Raw genomic sequence first — 15,793 nt, 5'->3', positions numbered from 1 at the left:
ACCTCGCCCCGCCATCGTCCCGCCGGGTCGCGGACACCCCGGCGGGGCACTAGAGAAGCGGCCATGGAGTGGTTCACGGCACCCGACTACTGGCTGAGCCGCGTCGTCGTCCAGCGCGGGCTGGGCGTGCTCTACTTGGTCGGCTTCCTCGCCGCCGCCAACCAGTTCCGCGCCCTTATGGGCGCGCACGGGCTGCTGCCCGTCCCGGACTTCCTGCGGCGCGTGCCGTTCCGCCACGCGCCCAGCCTGTTCCACCTGCGCTACTCCGACCGCCTCTTCGCCGCCGTCGCCTGGGGCGGCGTCGCGCTGTCCGCCGCCGTCGTGGCGGGCGTCACCGACCTCGTGCCGCTGTGGGCCGCCATGCTGGTCTGGGCGGCGCTGTGGCTGCTCTACCTGTCGATCGTCAACGTCGGCCAGACCTGGTACGCCTTCGGCTGGGAGTCCCTGCTGCTGGAGGCGGGCTTCCTGGCGGTGTTCCTCGGCAACGACGACACCGGGCCGCCCGTGCTGATCCTGTGGCTGATGCGCTGGCTGCTCTTCCGCGTCGAGTTCGGCGCCGGGCTGATCAAGATGCGCGGCGACGCCTGCTGGCGCGACCTGACCTGCCTGTACTACCACCACGAGACGCAACCCATGCCCGGCCCCCTCAGCTGGTACTTCCACCACCTGCCACGCGGGGCGCACCGGGCCGAGACCGCCGCCAACCACTTCGCCCAGCTGGTGGTCCCCGTCGCCCTGTTCACCCCGCAGCCGGTGGCGAGCGTCGCCGCCTGCGTCGTCATCGTCACCCAGCTGTGGCTGGTGCTCTCCGGCAACTTCGCCTGGCTGAACTGGCTGACGATCGTCCTCGCGGTCGCCGCCCTCGACGGCTCCCTGGTCGTCGCGCCACCGCCCGCGGCGTCCGTCCCGCCGCCCGCCTGGTACGCGGCGGTGGTGATCGCCGCGACCGCCCTGGTCGCCGTCCTCAGCTACTGGCCCGCCCGCAACCTGCTCTCCCGCGGCCAGATGATGAACGTCTCCTTCAACCGGCTGCACCTGGTCAACTCCTACGGCGCCTTCGGCAGCATCAACCGGATGCGCCTGGAGGTCGTCGTCGAGGGCACCGACGCTGCCGAGCCCGGGCCCGGCGCCGTGTGGAAGGAGTACGGCTTCAAGGGCAAGCCCACCGACCGCCACCGGCTGCCCCGCCAGTTCGCCCCGTACCACCTGCGGCTGGACTGGATGATGTGGTTCGCCGGGATCTCCTCGGCGTACGCGTGGAGCTGGTTCCTCCCGTTCGTCGGCAAGCTCCTGGAGAACGACCCCCGCACGCTCCGGCTGCTGCGCAGCAACCCCTTCCCGGACGCCCCACCGACGTACGTCCGCGCCCGCCTCTACCACTACCGCTTCACCGACCGGCGCACCCTGCGTGCCACCGGGGCCTGGTGGGAGCGGAGCCTCGTGCGCGAGTACCTGCCGCCGGTCGACCGCGAGGGCCTGCGGCACCTCGGCTGACGGCGCCGGCCGTACGCCCTCGTCGCGTGCTCAGTCGCGCCACGGGGTCGGGCGGACCTCGAAGCCGGTGAGCCCCTCGGGCTCCTCCTCGACGACCTCCACACGGTCCACCACGGACAGCGGGGAGCCCTCGTGCGACCACGCCACCATCTCGTCCACCGCCCCGGACGGCCCCTCGAAGACCGCCTCGACGGTGCCGTCCGGCCGGTTGCGGACCCACCCGGCGACACCGGTGCCGGCCGCGGTCATGCGGCAGGTGTCCCGGAAGTACACCCCCTGGACGTCACCCGACACCACGACCCGGCGCCGGATCACGACGACCGCACCCGGCCGACCGCGTCACGGAAGGCGTCGGCGTCCAGGACGGCCGCCCCGCCGGGGTCGTTGTTGAAGTACACAAACACGTCGGAGCCCTCCGGCCAGGTGTCCGCGATGCGGTGCGCCCAGGTGGTCAGCGCCCGGGACCCGTAGCGGGGCCACGGCCGGGCGATGCCCTCATGGAAGCGTACGTAGCCCCAGTCCGCGGTGCGCCACAACGGTGTCACGGGGCGCGCCCGCCGGTCGGCCCAGCACAGCGCCGCCCCGCGGCGCCTGAGGAGCGCGCGGATCTCGGGGGTCCACCAGGAGGCGTGCCGCGGTTCCACGGCCACCCGCACGTCCGCGGGGAAGCAGCGCAGGCACGTCTCCAGGACCCGGGCGTCGGCCCGCAGGTTCGGCGGCAGCTGCAGCAGCACCGGGCCCAGCCGGTCCCCGAGCCCCTCCGCGTGTGTCAGCAGTCGCCGCACCGGCTCCTCCGGATCGCGCAGCCGCTTCATGTGGGTCAGGTAGCGGCTGGCCTTGACCGCCATCACGAAGCCCTCGGGCGTGTGCTCGCGCCAGCCGGCGAAGGTCTCCCTCGACGGCAGACGGTAGAAGGCGTTGTTGCTCTCGACCGTGCCGAAACGGCGCGCGTACTCCTCCAGCCACAGCCGCTGCGGCACCTGGGGCGGGTACAGCACGCCGCGCCAGTCCCGGTACTGCCATCCCGACGTTCCCACGAGCACGGACATCGCGCGGTCCCTGGCCGGTTGCTTGCTGCTCCCCATTCAGGGTAGGTCGTAAGGAGTCCCGCATCTCCCGCTCGCGGGGGTTTAACCATGCACTTCACAGACCGCGCGGATGCCGGACGGCAGCTCGCCGAGCGGCTGCGGCATCTGGACTTCGACAACCCCGTCGTGCTCGGCCTGCCACGAGGTGGTGTGGTCGTCGCCTATGAGGTGGCGCAGGCCCTGCACGCCCCCCTGGACGTGATCGTCGTCCGCAAACTCGGCGTGCCGTACCACCGGGAGCTGGGCTTCGGCGCCATCGGCGAGGGCGGCGCCAAGGTGCTCAGCGACGACATCGTCCGCATGAGCCACGTCTCCCGCGCCGACATCGACACCGTCGAGCACCACGAGGAGGCCGAGCTGGCCCGGCAGGCGCACCGCTTCCGCGAGGGGCGCCCGCGTACGCCGCTGGCCGGCCGCACGGTGCTCCTCGTCGACGACGGCGTCGCCACCGGCGCCACCGCCCTCGCCGCCTGCGAGGTGGCCCGCGCCCAGGGCGCGGCCCGGATCGTGCTCGCCGTGCCCGTGTCCTCGCCGCAGTCGCTGCCGGCGCTGCGGCGGGCCGCCGACGACGTCGTGTGCCTGTCGGCGCCGAACGCCTTCTTCGCGGTGGGGGAGTGGTACCACGACTTCTCCCAGACCGGCGACGACGAGGTGTCCGGGCTGCTCAAGCAGGCCGCCGCCCGGGGACCGCGGACCACCGAGGTGGACCTCGCCGTCGGCGACGCCTCCGGGACGCGGCTCGCGGGGACGCTCACCAGGCCCGCCGACGCGCGGGCCCTGGTGATCTTCGCCCACGGCACGGGCAGCAGCCGGCACAGCCCGCGCAACCGCGCCGTGGCCGCCGTCCTCCACCAGGCCGGCCTCGGCACCCTGCTGTTCGACCTCCTCACCTCCGCCGAGGAGGCGGACCGCGCCAACGTCTTCGACATCGGACTGCTCGCCGGCCGCCTGGCCGACGTCACCGAGTGGGCCCGCGGGGAGAACCTGCCGCTCGCCTACTTCGGGGCCAGCACGGGCGCCGCCGCCGCGCTGTGGGCGGCGGCCGACCCCCGGGCCGCCCCGTACGTCTCCTCCGTGGTGTCCCGCGGCGGCCGCCCGGACCTGGCCATGCCCCGGCTCGGCGAGGTCAGGGCGCCCACCCTGCTCGTCGTCGGCGGCCGGGACACCACCGTCCTGGAGCTGAACCAGCGTGCCCAGGAGGCGCTGGGCTGCCCCAACCTGCTCCACGTGGTGCCCGGCGCGACCCACCTGTTCGAGGAGCCGGGAGCGCTCGACGAGGTGGCGCACCTGGCCCGCGACTGGTTGGCCGGTCACCTGCCTGCGACCCCGGGTCCGTGACCGTACCCTGAGGTCAGGGGGCGTGGAAGGGAGCAGGAGGATGCGCCGATGAGCAGCACGGTGACCATGCTGGACTCACTCCCGCCGGCCCACCGGCGGGCCTTCCTCGAACACGCCAGGAGGGTCAGCTTCCCGCAGAGCTGGCGCATCTGCGACGAGGGCAGATTCGCCGACCGGTTCTGGGTGGTCGAGTCGGGTGCCGTCTCCATCGACATGGACGTGCCCGGCCGCGGCTCGGTCTCCGTGGAGACCCTCGGCCCCGGTGAACTCGTCGGCTGGTCCTGGCTGTTCCCTCCCTACCGCTGGCAGGTCGGCGCCCACGCGCTGGGCTCCGTGGGCGCGTACGAGTTCAGCGGGGCCGAGATCCGCGACCTGTGCCGGGAGAGCCCGGTGCTGGGCCAGGCCATCGTGCTGGCCGCCGCCCAGACCATCGCCCAGCGGCTGGGCTCCGCCCGGGCCAGGATGCTCGACATGTACGGCCCGCGCCTGCAAGAGCACTCCTAGGGCGACCCTGGACCTTCCCTAAGGCGCGTCCGGCCTCCGGGGATGCGCCCTGAGGGCCTCGGCCAGCCAGCGGAATTCGGCCACGTGCGTGGGACGCGGCGGCTCACCGGCGAGCACCGCCAGCAACTGCCGGTAGCGCTCCGCACGGTCGTCCAGGCCCGCCTCCAGCCGGGCCGGCACCGCGGCCCGGTCGGCGTCCGCGCCCAGGAGCGCGGTCAGCACGGGCTCGGCATTCGGCGCGCCGGGTGCCACGCCGCTCTCCCGGGCCGGCCCCACGAGGCCGACGACCTTGCGCGCGAACCACACGGACGCGCCCGGCGCCGGGTGCTGCGCCGCGTTGTTCTCGACGACGGTGCGCATGTGGCGGCGGAAGTCCGGGTCGCGGACGAGTTCGGCGAGTTCCACCCAGGCGTCCACCTGCTCGGGCTCAACAGGGTCATCTCCTCGGTGTCCGACTGCCGCTTCGCCACGGTGCCGAGCACCGCGCGGCGCAGCCGCAGCGTTCTGATCTGCGCGTCCAGCGCCTCCACATGGACGGCGGCGACGGCCGCGACCGTGGTCTCCCGTTCCAGGACCCGGCGTACGTCCTCCAGGCCCAGGCCCAGTTCCCGCAGTGTGCGGATCAACTCCAGCCCTGCGACGGAGGCGGCGTCGTACAGCCGGTAGCCGCCGCCGCTGCGCCCGGTCGGCGGCAGCGCGCCGATGTCGGACCAGTAGCGGATGGTGCGCACCGGCATTCCGGTACGGCGTGAGAGCCGCCCGATGGTGAGCAGCTTCTGGTCGTCGCTCATGCGGCCGAGTCTGGACCTTCCAGCGGCTGGAGGCTCAAGCCCCGTTCCCGGCCCCTGGTCCCGGCCGCGACGGCCCGGCTCACCGCACCCAGGTGTCGTCACCGCCCCTGGTGCCCACAAGGCGGCGGAAAAGCTCGTCGCGGCCCGCGTCGTAGAGGACGAACGATCGGTGGGCCCGTGGCGCGGCGCGCACCGCGACCACCTCCGACGACCGGTAGCCGGGCCACGACTGCCCGGTCCGGGCGGCGCCCTTGACCGCCTTCGGGGCCGACAGCGGATTGCCGCCCGCGCAGCGCACCCGGGGCAGGCCGCGGTCGTCGACCAGCACCGCCGTCCCGGTCTCCAGCACGGCGGCGAAGGAGGTCGCGGAGCCGTCCGCGAAACCGTGGGCGGTGACCCGGGTGTCGGCCCGCAGCAGCGCGGGGGTCAGCGACTCCAGGTACCGCCCGATGCCGTCCGCGCCGACGCCCGCCACCCCGGCGAAGGCGTCCGCCTTGGCGGGGTCCTCGGTCAGGTACCTGGTCTGCCGCGCGACGTCGCACGCGGACGCGCCCTTGGTGCCGCCGTACAGGGCGCGCGTACCGCCGGAGACGCTGGGCGCCCCGTATGCGGCGGACGGCTCGGGGGTCAGGGTGGGCTCCGGGGCGTCACCGGGCGGCGACTCCTCGGCCGTGCCCGCGGTGAAGGCGTCGGGCCCCGCCTCCCGCGCGGGCTGCAGCACGATCCGCGGCCCGGTGGGCGTCGGGCCCGCCCCCGGGGCGCCGTCGTCGTCGCCCCGGGTGGCCAGGAAGACCGCCAGGACGAGCACCGCCGCGCCCAGCGCCGCGAGTGCCGACAGCCCGGCGCTCGACGTCCACCACTTGCGGCGCGCGTGCGCGGGCTGCTCCTGACGGGGGCCGGGCGTGGGGGCGCCGGGCGGCTCCCCGGGCGGGGGTGAGGTCACTCCCGCATTCTCCGTCCCTCCTCCGACCGGGCCGCAAGCCGGGGCATTCCGGACGGGCGGGCGGCCGCCGGGCTGCTTAGCCTGACACCGTGACCCGGCACCCGCCCTCCGCCCCGCCCACCGCGCCACCCCTCACCTCGGGGTTCACCCACGGCTGGCTCCACGCGCTCGCGGCCGTCGTTGCCGGGTACGCCGTCATGGTGGTCGTGGCGGCCCTGGGCCTGTGGCTCGCCGGGGCCTCCGAACTGCCGCAGGGCGCGTTCCTGCCCGTCATCGCGGCCACCGTGGTCATGGCCGTCGGGGGGCGCGTCGGCCTCGAGGGCGGCGCCGGCACCATCGCCCGGTCGGACGCCGCGGTCACCGTCTTCCCGCTGTCCGTCGCCCTCGCCGGGGCCCTGGTCACCGCCTACGTGGTCGTACGGCCGCTGCGGCGGCACGCGGTGGTCCCCGGGCACCGGATGCTGTGGCTCTTCGTCCGGACGGGCGTGCTGTGGGCCCTCGTCACGCTGCTGATCGCCCTCGGCGCGCACCACACGTTCACCATCTCCACCGGCGAGGACTTCCTGGGCGACCTGAGCGACCTGCTCGGCGTCACGCCCACCGTCGGTTTCCGCGCCGACGTCCCGGTCACGGTCGTCGCCGGGCTGCTGTGGCTGGCCGTCGTCCTCGTCCTGGCGTTCGCCGTGTCGCGGAGGGCGCCGCTGCCCTCCCGGCTGGTGCCCGCGCACACCGTCGTCCGGCCGGCCGCCCGCGCCATGGTGGGCGTCCTGCTCGCCTACGTGGTCGCCGGCGCCGTGATCGCGGTGGTCACCGCCTTCACCCGCGCGGAGCCCGCCGACGGCTTCGCCGTCGTCTTCCTCGGCCTGCCGAACGTCGCCTGGCTCGCCTTCGGCCTCGGCATGGGCGCCTCGTGGCACGGCGACGTGCAGGGGGCACTCGGCGTGCCCGTGCCGGAGGCGCTGGCCTCCGTGCTGAGCGGTGGGGACGGGGACGTCACGCTCGACCTCGGGGCCCTGTCCGAGTACGACGGCCGCGCGTGGTGGCTGGTGGTCGCCGCCGCCGTCGCCATGCTGGGCGCCGGCTGGGCCACGGCCCGGCGCGCCCCACCCGGCACCGGGCACGTGCGCAACGCCGTCCACCTGGCGCTGGCGTCCGCGGTGGCCATGCTGCTGATCGGCGTGCTCACCCGGATCGACGCCCACTACGGACTGTCACTGTTCGGCATCGGCGACCCCTCCGACACCGGCGGCCTGGGCGGTTCGATCGTGCTGCTCCCGAACCTGCTCCCCGCGATCGGCATCGCCGCGCTGTGGGGCTTCGCGGCCGGCCTCCTCGGCAGCATGGCCGCCCGCCTGCTGCCCCCCGCCCGCCCCGCCCGCGGGGGCGTCCCGGCCCGGTGAGGCGGCGGCGCACTCCGGGCGCGGTTGCCGGGGCCGGTTCGGCGGGGTGGCGATCCGACGGCGTCCTGCGGGTGGGATCAGCGGGCCGGCGGCCGTGCTTCGCCCGGAACCACGACGGTGATCGCGGGCGAGGTCCCGGCGCGGGTCCGCGCGTTCTGTACGGACCGGATCGGTGGGCCTCGCGGCCGGCTCCCTTCGTGAGCGGTACGGCCGGCCATCTCGGGACCCTGCCGGTCCCGCCCGGTGAGATGTGCCGGCCCCGCCGGCGCCCGTGCCCGGACCGCCCCGCGTAGGCGTCACGGTTCGCCCGGCCACGTGACGGGGCGGGTCTCGGTCGGGGACGAGGCGTTGCCCGGGGGCGGCTCCGCCGGTGGGGCGGGGGCGTCCGGGGCCGCCGTCGGAGGTGTGGCGGAGGCGTACGTGGCCATGCGGGAGCCGTCGCAGTAGCACCAGCGGTCGTGCTCGGCGTCGAAGAGCCACACCGCGTCGCCGTCGACGACGGCGCCGATCCGGATGCCGCTCGTGCCGCGGTCGAAGGACTCCAGGTCCATCCGGCCCGCCGCGAGGTCCTGCACCATGGCGCGGTACGAGCCGAGCGCGTCCACCAGCCGTCCCAGCAGGGGCCGGGCGTCCGCCGTGCGGGCCGGGGAGCCACCGGCCACCGGGGGGCCCTGCGGGACCGTGATCAGCAGCCGCCCGTCCACCCACGCGGACCAGCCGTTGGAGCACACGATCCGCGCCCAGTCGCCCCGGTGCTCGGTCACCCGCACCGGCAGCAGCGGGTCCAGCCCGGCGGAGGGGCTGGAGTCGTCCGGCGCCCGCCAGGTGGGGAGGCCCGCGGCCGGGGCGACGTGGGTCGGGACGAACTCCGGCTCGTGCATCGGGGCCTACCTCCGCATGACGGCCGGCTCCTGGCGCCGCAGCAGCCTGGTGACGACGAACCCGAAGGCCGCCGACAGCACCACGAGCATGCCCATGTCCAGGAGCCACATCGAGGGGACGGACCGGAACAGCGGGTCCGACGTCACGGTGCTGGGCGTGATGGCATGCAGGTCCAGCGTCGCGGCCATCGCCCCCAGCGCCCAGCGCGACGGCACCAGCCAGGCCACCTCCTCCAGGCCCGGGACCCCGTGCAGAGGGAGCAGTGCACCGCAGAAGACGACCTGCACGATGGCGAGCAGCACCAGCAGCGGCATGGTCACCTCCTCCTTGCGCACCAGGGCGGAGATCAGCAGCCCGAGCATCATCGAGGTGAACGCCAGCAGCGCCACCGCGATCGTGATCTCCAGCAGCGGCGGCATCAGGACCCCGCTCCCGCCCTGGGGTCTCAGGCGGACACCGACGAGGGCGACCATCGTCAGGACCACCGCCTGGGCGACGGTGACCAGCCCCAGGACCACGACCTTGGACGCGAGGTATGCCGAGCGGGACAGGCCCACGGCCCGCTCCCGCTGGTAGATCACGCGTTCCTTGACCAGCTCGCGGACCGCGTTGGCGGCCCCGGTGAGCACCGAGCCGACGCACAGGATCAGCAGCACGTTGAGCGCGTTGTTCCGGCCCAGCGAACCGCCGGCGAGGGCTCGTGCCATCCCGCCCATGACGAAGGGCAGCGCCACCATGATCGCCAGGAAGGTGCGGTCGGCGGCCAGCGACGCCGTGTAGCGGCGCACCAGCGTCCACAACTGGCCGCCCCAGCCCTGGGGCTTGGGCGGCTCGAGGGGTTCGAGCTCCGCGGGGGTCCCGGGACCGGCGGGCTCCAGCGCCGGCGCGATGTACTCGTCGTAGAGCGGGGACGCCTCGTACTGGCCGGCCCAGTCGCGGTTCTCCTCGTGCTCGAACGCCTCGAAGGCCTCGGGCCACTGCCGGAAGCCGAAGAAGGGCAGCGTCTTGGAGGGCGGCCCGTAGTAGGCCATGCGCCCGCCGGGGGCCATCACCAGCAGGCGGTCGCAGACCTCCAGGCTGAGCACGCTGTGCGTCACCACGATGACCGTGCGGCCGTCGTCGGCGAGTTCGCGCAGCATCGTCATCACCGAACGGTCCATCCCCGGGTCCAGGCCCGAGGTCGGCTCGTCCAGGAAGAGCAGCGAGGGCTTGGTCAGCAGCTCCAGGGCGACGCTCACCCGCTTGCGCTGGCCGCCGGAGAGCGTGTGCACCGGCTGCCGCACCCGCGCCTCCAGGCCCAGTTCGGCGATCACCTCGTCCACCCTGGCCTGCCGCTCCTCCTTGGCGGTGTCGCCGGGGAAGCGGAGTTCCGCGGCGTAGGAGAGGGCGCGGCCCACCGGCAGCTGCTGGTGCAGGATGTCGTCCTGCGGGACGAGCCCGATGCGCTGGCGCAGGTCCGCGTACTCCCGGTAGAGGTCCCGGCCGTCGTAGAGCACCGTGCCCTGGTCGGCGGGGCGCAGCCCGGTCAGCGCGTTCAGCAGCGTCGACTTGCCCGAGCCGCTCGGCCCGACCACCGCCAGCAGGCACTTCTCGCCGACGGGGAAGCTGATGTCGTCCAGCAGCACCTTGCCGCCGTCGTCCACCCGCACCGACAGGTCGCGGACGTTGAGCGAGACCTCGCCGGTGTCGGTGAACTCCTGGAGCTCGTCGCCGATGAGCCGGAACACCGCGTGGCCGACGTCGATGATGTCGCCCTGGTGCACCGTCGCCCGGTCGACGCGCTGGCCGTCCAGGTAGGTGCCGTTGTGGCTGTGCAGGTCAACGATCTCGTAGCCGCCGTCCGGCAGCGACCGCAGCTCGGCGTGGTGCCGGGAGACCAGCAGGTCCGAGACGACCAGGTCATTGTCGGAGGCCCGCCCGATGTGGATCGTGCGGTGCGGCAGCGACCGCACCGAGGTCGGGTGACGGAAGGTGCCGGTCGCCGCGGGGGAGGCCGCGGGCGGCGCCCGGTAGACGCCGGTGGGGGCCTCGGCGCTGCTCAGCCGGGCGCACGGCCCCTGCTCGGCGTGGCCGAAGCGGATGACGCTGCCCGGGCCGACCCCCCACTGCCGCACCGGCCGGCCGTTGACGAAGGTGCCGTTGGTGCTGTCCATGTCGTGCAGCATCCAGCTGTCGCCCGCGGGGCTGATCACCGCGTGGTGCCACGACACCCGGGGGTCGTCGAGGACGACGTCGCCGTCGGGGTCGCGACCGACGTGGTAGTCCCGACCCGGGACCAGGATCCGGGTGTCCCCGTCGGTCTCGAGCACGAGCTTGGGCGCGGTGGGCGCGGAACCTCGCTCGGCCACGCTTCGATCGTAGCCGCGGACCGGCCGCCCCGCCTGTCCCCCCTGTCCCGCAACGGGCCGTCACATGGCCCTGGGGGACGGTGCCGGGGCCCTCACCATTCGGTCGGCGCGTAGTCCTTGAGGAACACCCCGAACAGGTCCTCGCCCTGCTCGCCGCGGACGATCGGGTCGTACACCCGGGCGGCGCCGTCGATCAGGTCCAGCGGGGCGTGGAAGCCCTCCTCCGCCATGCGGACCTTGTCCGGGTGCGGGCGCTCGTCGGTGATCCAGCCGGTGTCGACGCTGGTCATCAGGATGCCGTCGGTCTCCAGCATCTCCCGGGCGCTGGTGCGGGTCAGCATGTTGAGCGCGGCCTTGGCCATGTTGGTGTGCGGATGGCCCGCGCCCTTGTAGCCGCGGGTGAACTTGCCCTCCATCGCGGAGACGTTCACCACGTACTTGCGGCGGGCCGCGGCGGCGGCCATCGCCGGGCGCAGCCTGCTGACCAGGATGAAGGGCGCGGTCTCGTTGCACAGCTGCACTTCGAGCATCTCGACCGGGTCGACCTCGCCCACGGCGCGGCTCCAGCTGTTCTCCGCGTCCAGGTCGGGGATCAGCCCGCCGGCGTCGATCGCGGTGCCGGCCTCGATCCGGGCGAGCGAGGCAGAACCGCTCACCAGGGCCAGGTCCGTGACCTCCCGGGCCCGGGCGGCCAGCTCCGCGCGCGGGGCGGGCAGCGCGGGCTGGGCGCCGCTGCCGAAGGCGCCGAAGACCTCCGAGGCGGGCAGGGCACCGGCCGGGAGCGGGGCGGACTCGGCGGCCACCAGCTCCGCGTACGCGGCGGGGGAGCGGCGTACGGTCTGCGCCGCGTTGTTGATCAGGATGTCCAGCGGGCCCTCGGCGGCCACCGAGTCGGCGAGCGCCACCACCTGGGCCGGGTCGCGGAGGTCGACCCCGACGATCTTGAGGCGGTGGATCCACTCGTCGCTGTCCGGCATCGCCTTGAAGCGCCGGATCGCGTCCGCGGGGAAGCGCGTGGTGACGGTGGTGTGGGCACCGTCGCGCAGCAGCCGCAGCGCGATGTACATGCCGATCTTGGCCCGGCCGCCGGTGAGCAGGGCGCGCCGGCCGCTCAGGTCGGCCCGCGCGTCGCGCCGGGCGCGGTTGGAGGCCGCGCAGTCCTGGCACAGCTGGTGGTAGAAGGCGTCGACCTCGACGTAGCGGCCCTTGCACACGTAGCAGGAGCGCGGCCGCTGCAGGATGCCGGCGATCTCACCGATGGTCGAGGAGGACGGCAGCAGCCCCTGGGTCTCGTCGTCGATGCGTTCCGCGGAACCGGTGGCCGTGGCCTCGGTGACGGCCTTGTCGTGGGCCGTCTTGGCGGAACGCCGCTCCTGGCGGCGCCGCTGCTTCACCGTCCGGTAGATGCCGGCCGTCGCCCTGCGCACGGTGATCGCGTCGGGGTGGTCCAGCGGCAGCTCGTCGAGTTCCCTCAGCACGCTGAGGCACAGTTCCAGGCGTACCGGGTCGATGCCGGGGACGCCGTCCCGGGCCGTGGCCGTGCTCTGCTCGTTCTCGGTCGCCGTCATGCCCGCCGTCGTTCCCTGGATCGTGTGTTCCCACTGGTGTCCTGCGGAACTCTACGGAGGCCGCGGGCCCCGGCCAAAACGGCGGCTTTCGCCCGTGCCCCGTCCGGTGGCCGCGGGCGGCGGCCCGGAGCGGTCGCGGGGGCGGTCCCGGGGCGGTCGGCGGCGGCCGGCGGGTCACTCCAGGGGAGCGGTGGCCTCGCTCTCGTACGCGTAGTCCCAGGGCTCGTCGGCCATGTGCTCGAGGCGCTTGTAGTACGCGGCGCTGTCGGGCCACGCCTGGTGAACCCCGGCGTCCTGCACGCTGATGGCCAGCGGGTCGTACAGGATGCCCTCGGGGGGCTGCCCCCCGGCTCCCAGGACGATGCCGAGGGTGAGACCGTCCCCGGGGCCGCCGTGGAGTCGGATCCTGGTGGTCATGGAGGTCACCTCCTGCATCCATGATCTCTCGCCGGGGGAGGTTTGGTGAAGAAGCCGGACGGCGACCGGCCCCGGGCCGACAGTGCGTGAGAGATCCGTTACGTTACGTTTCTCCGCCCGCTCCGACCCCCACGAGGTGCCCGCGTGCGCGAATTCAGTCTTCCCGCGCTGGTCCCGGCCACCCTCGCCGGCGGCCTCGCCGACGTGGTGTTCGAGACCGCGGCGCAGGCCCCCGACGAGGTGCGGCTCGGCCGCAAGGAGGACGGCCGCTGGCACGTCGTGACCGCGGCGGAGTTCCGCGACGAGGTGCTGGCCCTGGCCAAGGGCCTGCTCGCGCACGGGGTGCGGTTCGGGGACCGGGTGGGGATCATGTCGCGCACCCGCTACGAGTGGACGCTGTTCGACTTCGCGCTGTGGACCGTCGGGGCCCAGCCGGTGCCCGTCTACCCGACCTCCTCCGCCGACCAGCTGCGCTGGATCCTCCACGACACCGGCGCCGTCGGCTGCGTGCTGGAGAACGAGGACCACGCCATGACGCTGGGCTCGGTGATCGACCGGCTGCCCGCCGTGACCCGGGTGTGGCAGCTGGACTCCGGGGCGGTGAAGCAACTGGTGGCGGACGGCGAGCGGATCTCGGAGGACGTGGTCCACCGGCACCGGCTCGCGGTCACCCCCGACGCCGTCGCCACCGTGATCTACACCTCGGGCACCACCGGGCGCCCCCGCGGCTGCGTCCTGACCCACGGCAACTTCATGTGCCAGACCGACAACCTCATCGCGGGCTGGCGGCCGGTCTTCGACACCGGCACCTCAGCGCAGCCGTCCGTGCTGCTCTTCCTGCCGCTGGCCCACGTCTTCGGCCGCATGATCCAGGTGGCGACGGTACGGGCCGGGGCGCGGCTGGGCCACCAGCCGGAGATGACGGCCACCGAACTCCTGCCCGACCTGGCGCTGTTCCGGCCGACCTTCGTGCTCGCCGTGCCGTACGTCTTCGAGAAGGTCTTCAACTCCGCGCGCGACAAGGCGGAGGAGGCCGGCCACCTCGGGGTGTTCGACAAGGCCGTCGACGTGGCGGTGCGCTTCGCCGAGGCCCGCGAGCGCCGCGCGCTGGGCACCGGCCCGGGCCCGAGCGCCGCGCTGCGGGTGCTGCACCGGTTCTACGACCGGATGGTGTACGCCAGGGTCCGCGAGGCACTGGGCGGCCGGGTCCGCAACGCGGTGAGCGGCGGTTCCACGATGGGGCGGCGGCTCGGGCTGTTCCTGGAGGGCGCGGGGGTCACGGTGTACGAGGGGTACGGACTCACCGAGTCCACCTCGGCGGCCACCGCCAACCCGCCCGGCCGGGTGCGCTACGGAACGGTCGGCCACCCCGTGCCGGGGACGGCGGTCAGGATCTCGGACGAGGGTGAGATCCTGCTGCGCGGCCCGGCCGTGTTCTCCGGCTACCTCGGTGATCCCGAGGCCACGGCGCAGGCCCTGCGCGACGGCTGGCTGCACACCGGAGACCTCGGCTCCCTCGACGAGCACGGCTACCTGACGATCACCGGCCGCAAGAAGGAGATCATCGTCACCACCAGCGGCAAGAACCTCTCCCCGGCCGTCCTGGAGGAACGGGTCCGCGAGCACCCGCTGATCGAGCACTGCCTGGTCATCGGCAACGACCGGCCGTACGTGACGGCCCTGGTGACCCTGGACGCCGAGGCGACGGCCCAGTGGCTGCGGCTGCGCGGGAAGGAGCGGGCCGGGCTGCAGGAGCTGGTGCGCGACCCGGACCTGGAGACGGAGGTGCGGCGGGCGGTGTCGGCGGCCAACACACGGGTGTCGAAAGCGGAGTCGATCCGCTCGTTCCGCGTGCTGGCCGCCTCCTTCACCGAGGAACGGGGGCTGGTCACTCCCTCCCGCAAGCTCAGGCGCCGGGCGGTCGAGGAGGCCTACGCCGCCGAGATCGACGCCATGTACCGGCGCTGAACCGCGGTCACGGCTTGGGGAGCCCGCAGCCCGGCAGGGTGAGGTCGAAGCGGTTGCCCGTGGTGACGCAGGCGCCGATGCCGTAGGTCTGCTCGGCGTAGTTGATGCCCTGGCGGACGGTGACGGTGCCGTTCGCGGCCACCTCGCAGGGGTTGTTGAGGGTGCAGCGGCCCCCGTCCTCGTTGCCCGTGTTGTTGATGGCGACGACCTTGCCGGTGGCGGTGTCGATGACCGGCGAACCCGAGGTGCCGCCGATGGTGTTGCACGAGGGGGTGTAGCGGACCGAGTCCTTCCAGGTCCAGTCGCCCTCCTTGAGGAGGTGGACGAAGCCGTCGATGGAGCAGCTGTAGATGGTCTTCCAGTACCCGGAGACCACCTTGATGGCCGTGCCCTGCACCGGGTGCGTGCCGGAGACCTCCAGCGCGGAGATCCCGTAGGAGGACTGGATCTGCGCGTAGGTGCGGTTCAGCTGGTACACCGAGATGTCGGTGTCGGTCATGGTCGCGTACGCCAGCTTGGTGGCGCGCAGCGTGGCGACCGAGCGGCCCGAGGCGTTGAGCAGGCCGAAGGTGCGCGTGGACGCCTGGTTCACCAGCACTTCGCCGGCGTCGAGGAAGCCGCTGGTCAGGCAGTGCCCGTTGGAGAGCACCAGGGCGGGGTCGGTGGACGCGGAGGACGGGAAGCGGATGAGCGACCCGGAGCAGTTGCTGAGCGACACCGTCCCGGCGAAGTCGACGGTGACGGCGGCCGGGGCGGGGGCCGGGGCCGCGGCCGTGTGCGGTGCTGCCGCGGCGTCACGGCCGGCCGCCGAGGCGGGGGCGCCGGACAGGCCGAGGGTCGCGACCGCGGCGAGGGCCGCGAGGGCGGCCGCGAGGAATCCTCTGAGAGGTCGTTTCATGTGGGGGGTCCTCTCGAGACCGAAGTTCTTTCGGTTTTGGCATGCACATTGTCATGAACCGAAAGAGCGGTCACAAGAGGGCCCCGAACCGCCGGACCGCACCCGCCCGGTGCCGTGGAGGCGGCAGCCGGTGGGCGCGGTCCGGTGACGGGAC

Annotated in this window: 13 protein-coding genes and 1 pseudogene; 5 read left to right on the top strand and 9 right to left on the bottom strand. The window is 73.8% G+C overall.

The window, feature by feature from the left end:
- Window positions 1-63: 63 nt before the first annotated feature.
- Window positions 64-1,494, top strand: coding sequence for a lipase maturation factor family protein (locus ACZ7MY_RS19620; RefSeq protein WP_499603221.1), 1,431 nt, complete (start codon window positions 64-66; stop codon window positions 1,492-1,494).
- Between the two features lie 30 nt (window positions 1,495-1,524).
- On the opposite strand, the gene ACZ7MY_RS19615 is transcribed toward ACZ7MY_RS19620, so the two are convergent.
- Window positions 1,525-1,809 (bottom strand): acylphosphatase, encoded by a 285-nt coding sequence (locus ACZ7MY_RS19615; protein WP_499603220.1) that lies wholly within the window; start codon window positions 1,807-1,809, stop codon window positions 1,525-1,527.
- Window positions 1,806-2,543 carry a DUF72 domain-containing protein gene (locus ACZ7MY_RS19610; RefSeq protein ID WP_499603219.1) on the bottom strand — a complete coding sequence of 246 codons (738 nt, stop codon included), beginning with the start codon at window positions 2,541-2,543 and terminating at the stop codon, window positions 1,806-1,808. The genes ACZ7MY_RS19615 and ACZ7MY_RS19610 overlap by 4 nt, the downstream gene beginning before the upstream one ends.
- An 87-nt stretch (window positions 2,544-2,630) precedes the next feature.
- Here ACZ7MY_RS19610 and ACZ7MY_RS19605 point away from each other — a divergent pair, with 87 nt between their 5' ends.
- Both ACZ7MY_RS19605 and ACZ7MY_RS19600 read left to right on the top strand, forming a co-directional pair.
- Window positions 2,631-3,920 carry a phosphoribosyltransferase family protein gene (locus ACZ7MY_RS19605; RefSeq protein ID WP_499603218.1) on the top strand — a complete coding sequence of 430 codons (1,290 nt, stop codon included), beginning with the start codon at window positions 2,631-2,633 and terminating at the stop codon, window positions 3,918-3,920.
- 48 nt (window positions 3,921-3,968) lie between these two features.
- The gene (locus ACZ7MY_RS19600; RefSeq protein WP_499603217.1) at window positions 3,969-4,424 is read left to right on the top strand and encodes a Crp/Fnr family transcriptional regulator; all 456 of its coding nucleotides are present in this window, start codon (window positions 3,969-3,971) and stop codon (window positions 4,422-4,424) included.
- An 18-nt stretch (window positions 4,425-4,442) separates the two neighbouring features.
- Here the strand turns inward: ACZ7MY_RS19600 and ACZ7MY_RS19595 are convergent.
- Both ACZ7MY_RS19595 and ACZ7MY_RS19590 read right to left on the bottom strand, forming a co-directional pair.
- Window positions 4,443-5,215 (bottom strand): annotated as a pseudogene (locus tag ACZ7MY_RS19595) (helix-turn-helix domain-containing protein).
- A 79-nt stretch (window positions 5,216-5,294) separates the two neighbouring features.
- On the bottom strand, window positions 5,295-6,158 hold the full coding sequence (locus tag ACZ7MY_RS19590) for a DUF6777 domain-containing protein (protein WP_499603216.1): 864 nt from the start codon (window positions 6,156-6,158) through the stop codon (window positions 5,295-5,297).
- An 89-nt stretch (window positions 6,159-6,247) separates the two neighbouring features.
- On the opposite strand from ACZ7MY_RS19590, the gene ACZ7MY_RS19585 reads away from it, so the two are divergent.
- Window positions 6,248-7,558, top strand: coding sequence for a streptophobe family protein (locus tag ACZ7MY_RS19585; RefSeq protein WP_499603215.1), 1,311 nt, complete (start codon window positions 6,248-6,250; stop codon window positions 7,556-7,558).
- Window positions 7,559-7,854: 296 nt separating this feature from the next.
- On the opposite strand, the gene ACZ7MY_RS19580 is transcribed toward ACZ7MY_RS19585, so the two are convergent.
- The 4 genes from ACZ7MY_RS19580 to ACZ7MY_RS19565 all read right to left on the bottom strand — a co-directional run bounded on the left by ACZ7MY_RS19580 (window position 7,855) and on the right by ACZ7MY_RS19565 (window position 12,773).
- Complete coding sequence (locus tag ACZ7MY_RS19580) at window positions 7,855-8,439, bottom strand: SH3 domain-containing protein (RefSeq protein WP_499603214.1); 585 nt, start codon at window positions 8,437-8,439, stop codon at window positions 7,855-7,857.
- A gap of 6 nt (window positions 8,440-8,445) precedes the next feature.
- Window positions 8,446-10,788: an FHA domain-containing protein gene (locus ACZ7MY_RS19575; protein ID WP_499603213.1), complete on the bottom strand. Its 2,343-nt coding sequence runs from the start codon at window positions 10,786-10,788 to the stop codon at window positions 8,446-8,448.
- 92 nt (window positions 10,789-10,880) lie between these two features.
- Complete coding sequence (locus ACZ7MY_RS19570; protein ID WP_499603212.1) at window positions 10,881-12,356, bottom strand: SDR family NAD(P)-dependent oxidoreductase; 1,476 nt, start codon at window positions 12,354-12,356, stop codon at window positions 10,881-10,883.
- 174 nt (window positions 12,357-12,530) lie between these two features.
- Window positions 12,531-12,773 carry a hypothetical protein gene (locus tag ACZ7MY_RS19565; RefSeq protein ID WP_499603211.1) on the bottom strand — a complete coding sequence of 81 codons (243 nt, stop codon included), beginning with the start codon at window positions 12,771-12,773 and terminating at the stop codon, window positions 12,531-12,533.
- Window positions 12,774-12,917: 144 nt separating this feature from the next.
- Between ACZ7MY_RS19565 and ACZ7MY_RS19560 the strand changes: the two genes are divergently transcribed.
- Window positions 12,918-14,741: an AMP-dependent synthetase/ligase gene (locus ACZ7MY_RS19560; protein ID WP_499603210.1), complete on the top strand. Its 1,824-nt coding sequence runs from the start codon at window positions 12,918-12,920 to the stop codon at window positions 14,739-14,741.
- 7 nt (window positions 14,742-14,748) lie between these two features.
- Here ACZ7MY_RS19560 and ACZ7MY_RS19555 read toward each other — a convergent pair whose 3' ends face one another.
- Window positions 14,749-15,639 (bottom strand): S1 family peptidase, encoded by an 891-nt coding sequence (locus ACZ7MY_RS19555; protein WP_499603209.1) that lies wholly within the window; start codon window positions 15,637-15,639, stop codon window positions 14,749-14,751.
- Window positions 15,640-15,793 lie beyond the last annotated feature (154 nt).

Source organism: Streptomyces sp. NPDC111520 (genome assembly GCF_055635295.1).
This window is presented reverse-complemented; position numbering and strand designations above follow the sequence as displayed.

Bases quoted from the DNA above. Each gene is read 5' to 3' on its own strand.
- ACZ7MY_RS19620 (WP_499603221.1), top strand. From the start codon at position 64: ATGGAGTGGTTCACGGCACCCGACTACTGGCTGAGCCGCGTCGTCGTC.
- ACZ7MY_RS19610 (WP_499603219.1), bottom strand. From the start codon at position 2,543: ATGTCCGTGCTCGTGGGAACGTCGGGATGGCAGTACCGGGACTGGCGC.
- ACZ7MY_RS19605 (WP_499603218.1), top strand. From the start codon at position 2,631: ATGCACTTCACAGACCGCGCGGATGCCGGACGGCAGCTCGCCGAGCGG.
- ACZ7MY_RS19600 (WP_499603217.1), top strand. From the start codon at position 3,969: ATGAGCAGCACGGTGACCATGCTGGACTCACTCCCGCCGGCCCACCGG.
- ACZ7MY_RS19580 (WP_499603214.1), bottom strand. From the start codon at position 8,439: ATGCACGAGCCGGAGTTCGTCCCGACCCACGTCGCCCCGGCCGCGGGC.
- ACZ7MY_RS19570 (WP_499603212.1), bottom strand. From the start codon at position 12,356: ATGACGGCGACCGAGAACGAGCAGAGCACGGCCACGGCCCGGGACGGC.
- ACZ7MY_RS19565 (WP_499603211.1), bottom strand. From the start codon at position 12,773: ATGACCACCAGGATCCGACTCCACGGCGGCCCCGGGGACGGTCTCACC.
- ACZ7MY_RS19555 (WP_499603209.1), bottom strand. From the start codon at position 15,639: ATGAAACGACCTCTCAGAGGATTCCTCGCGGCCGCCCTCGCGGCCCTC.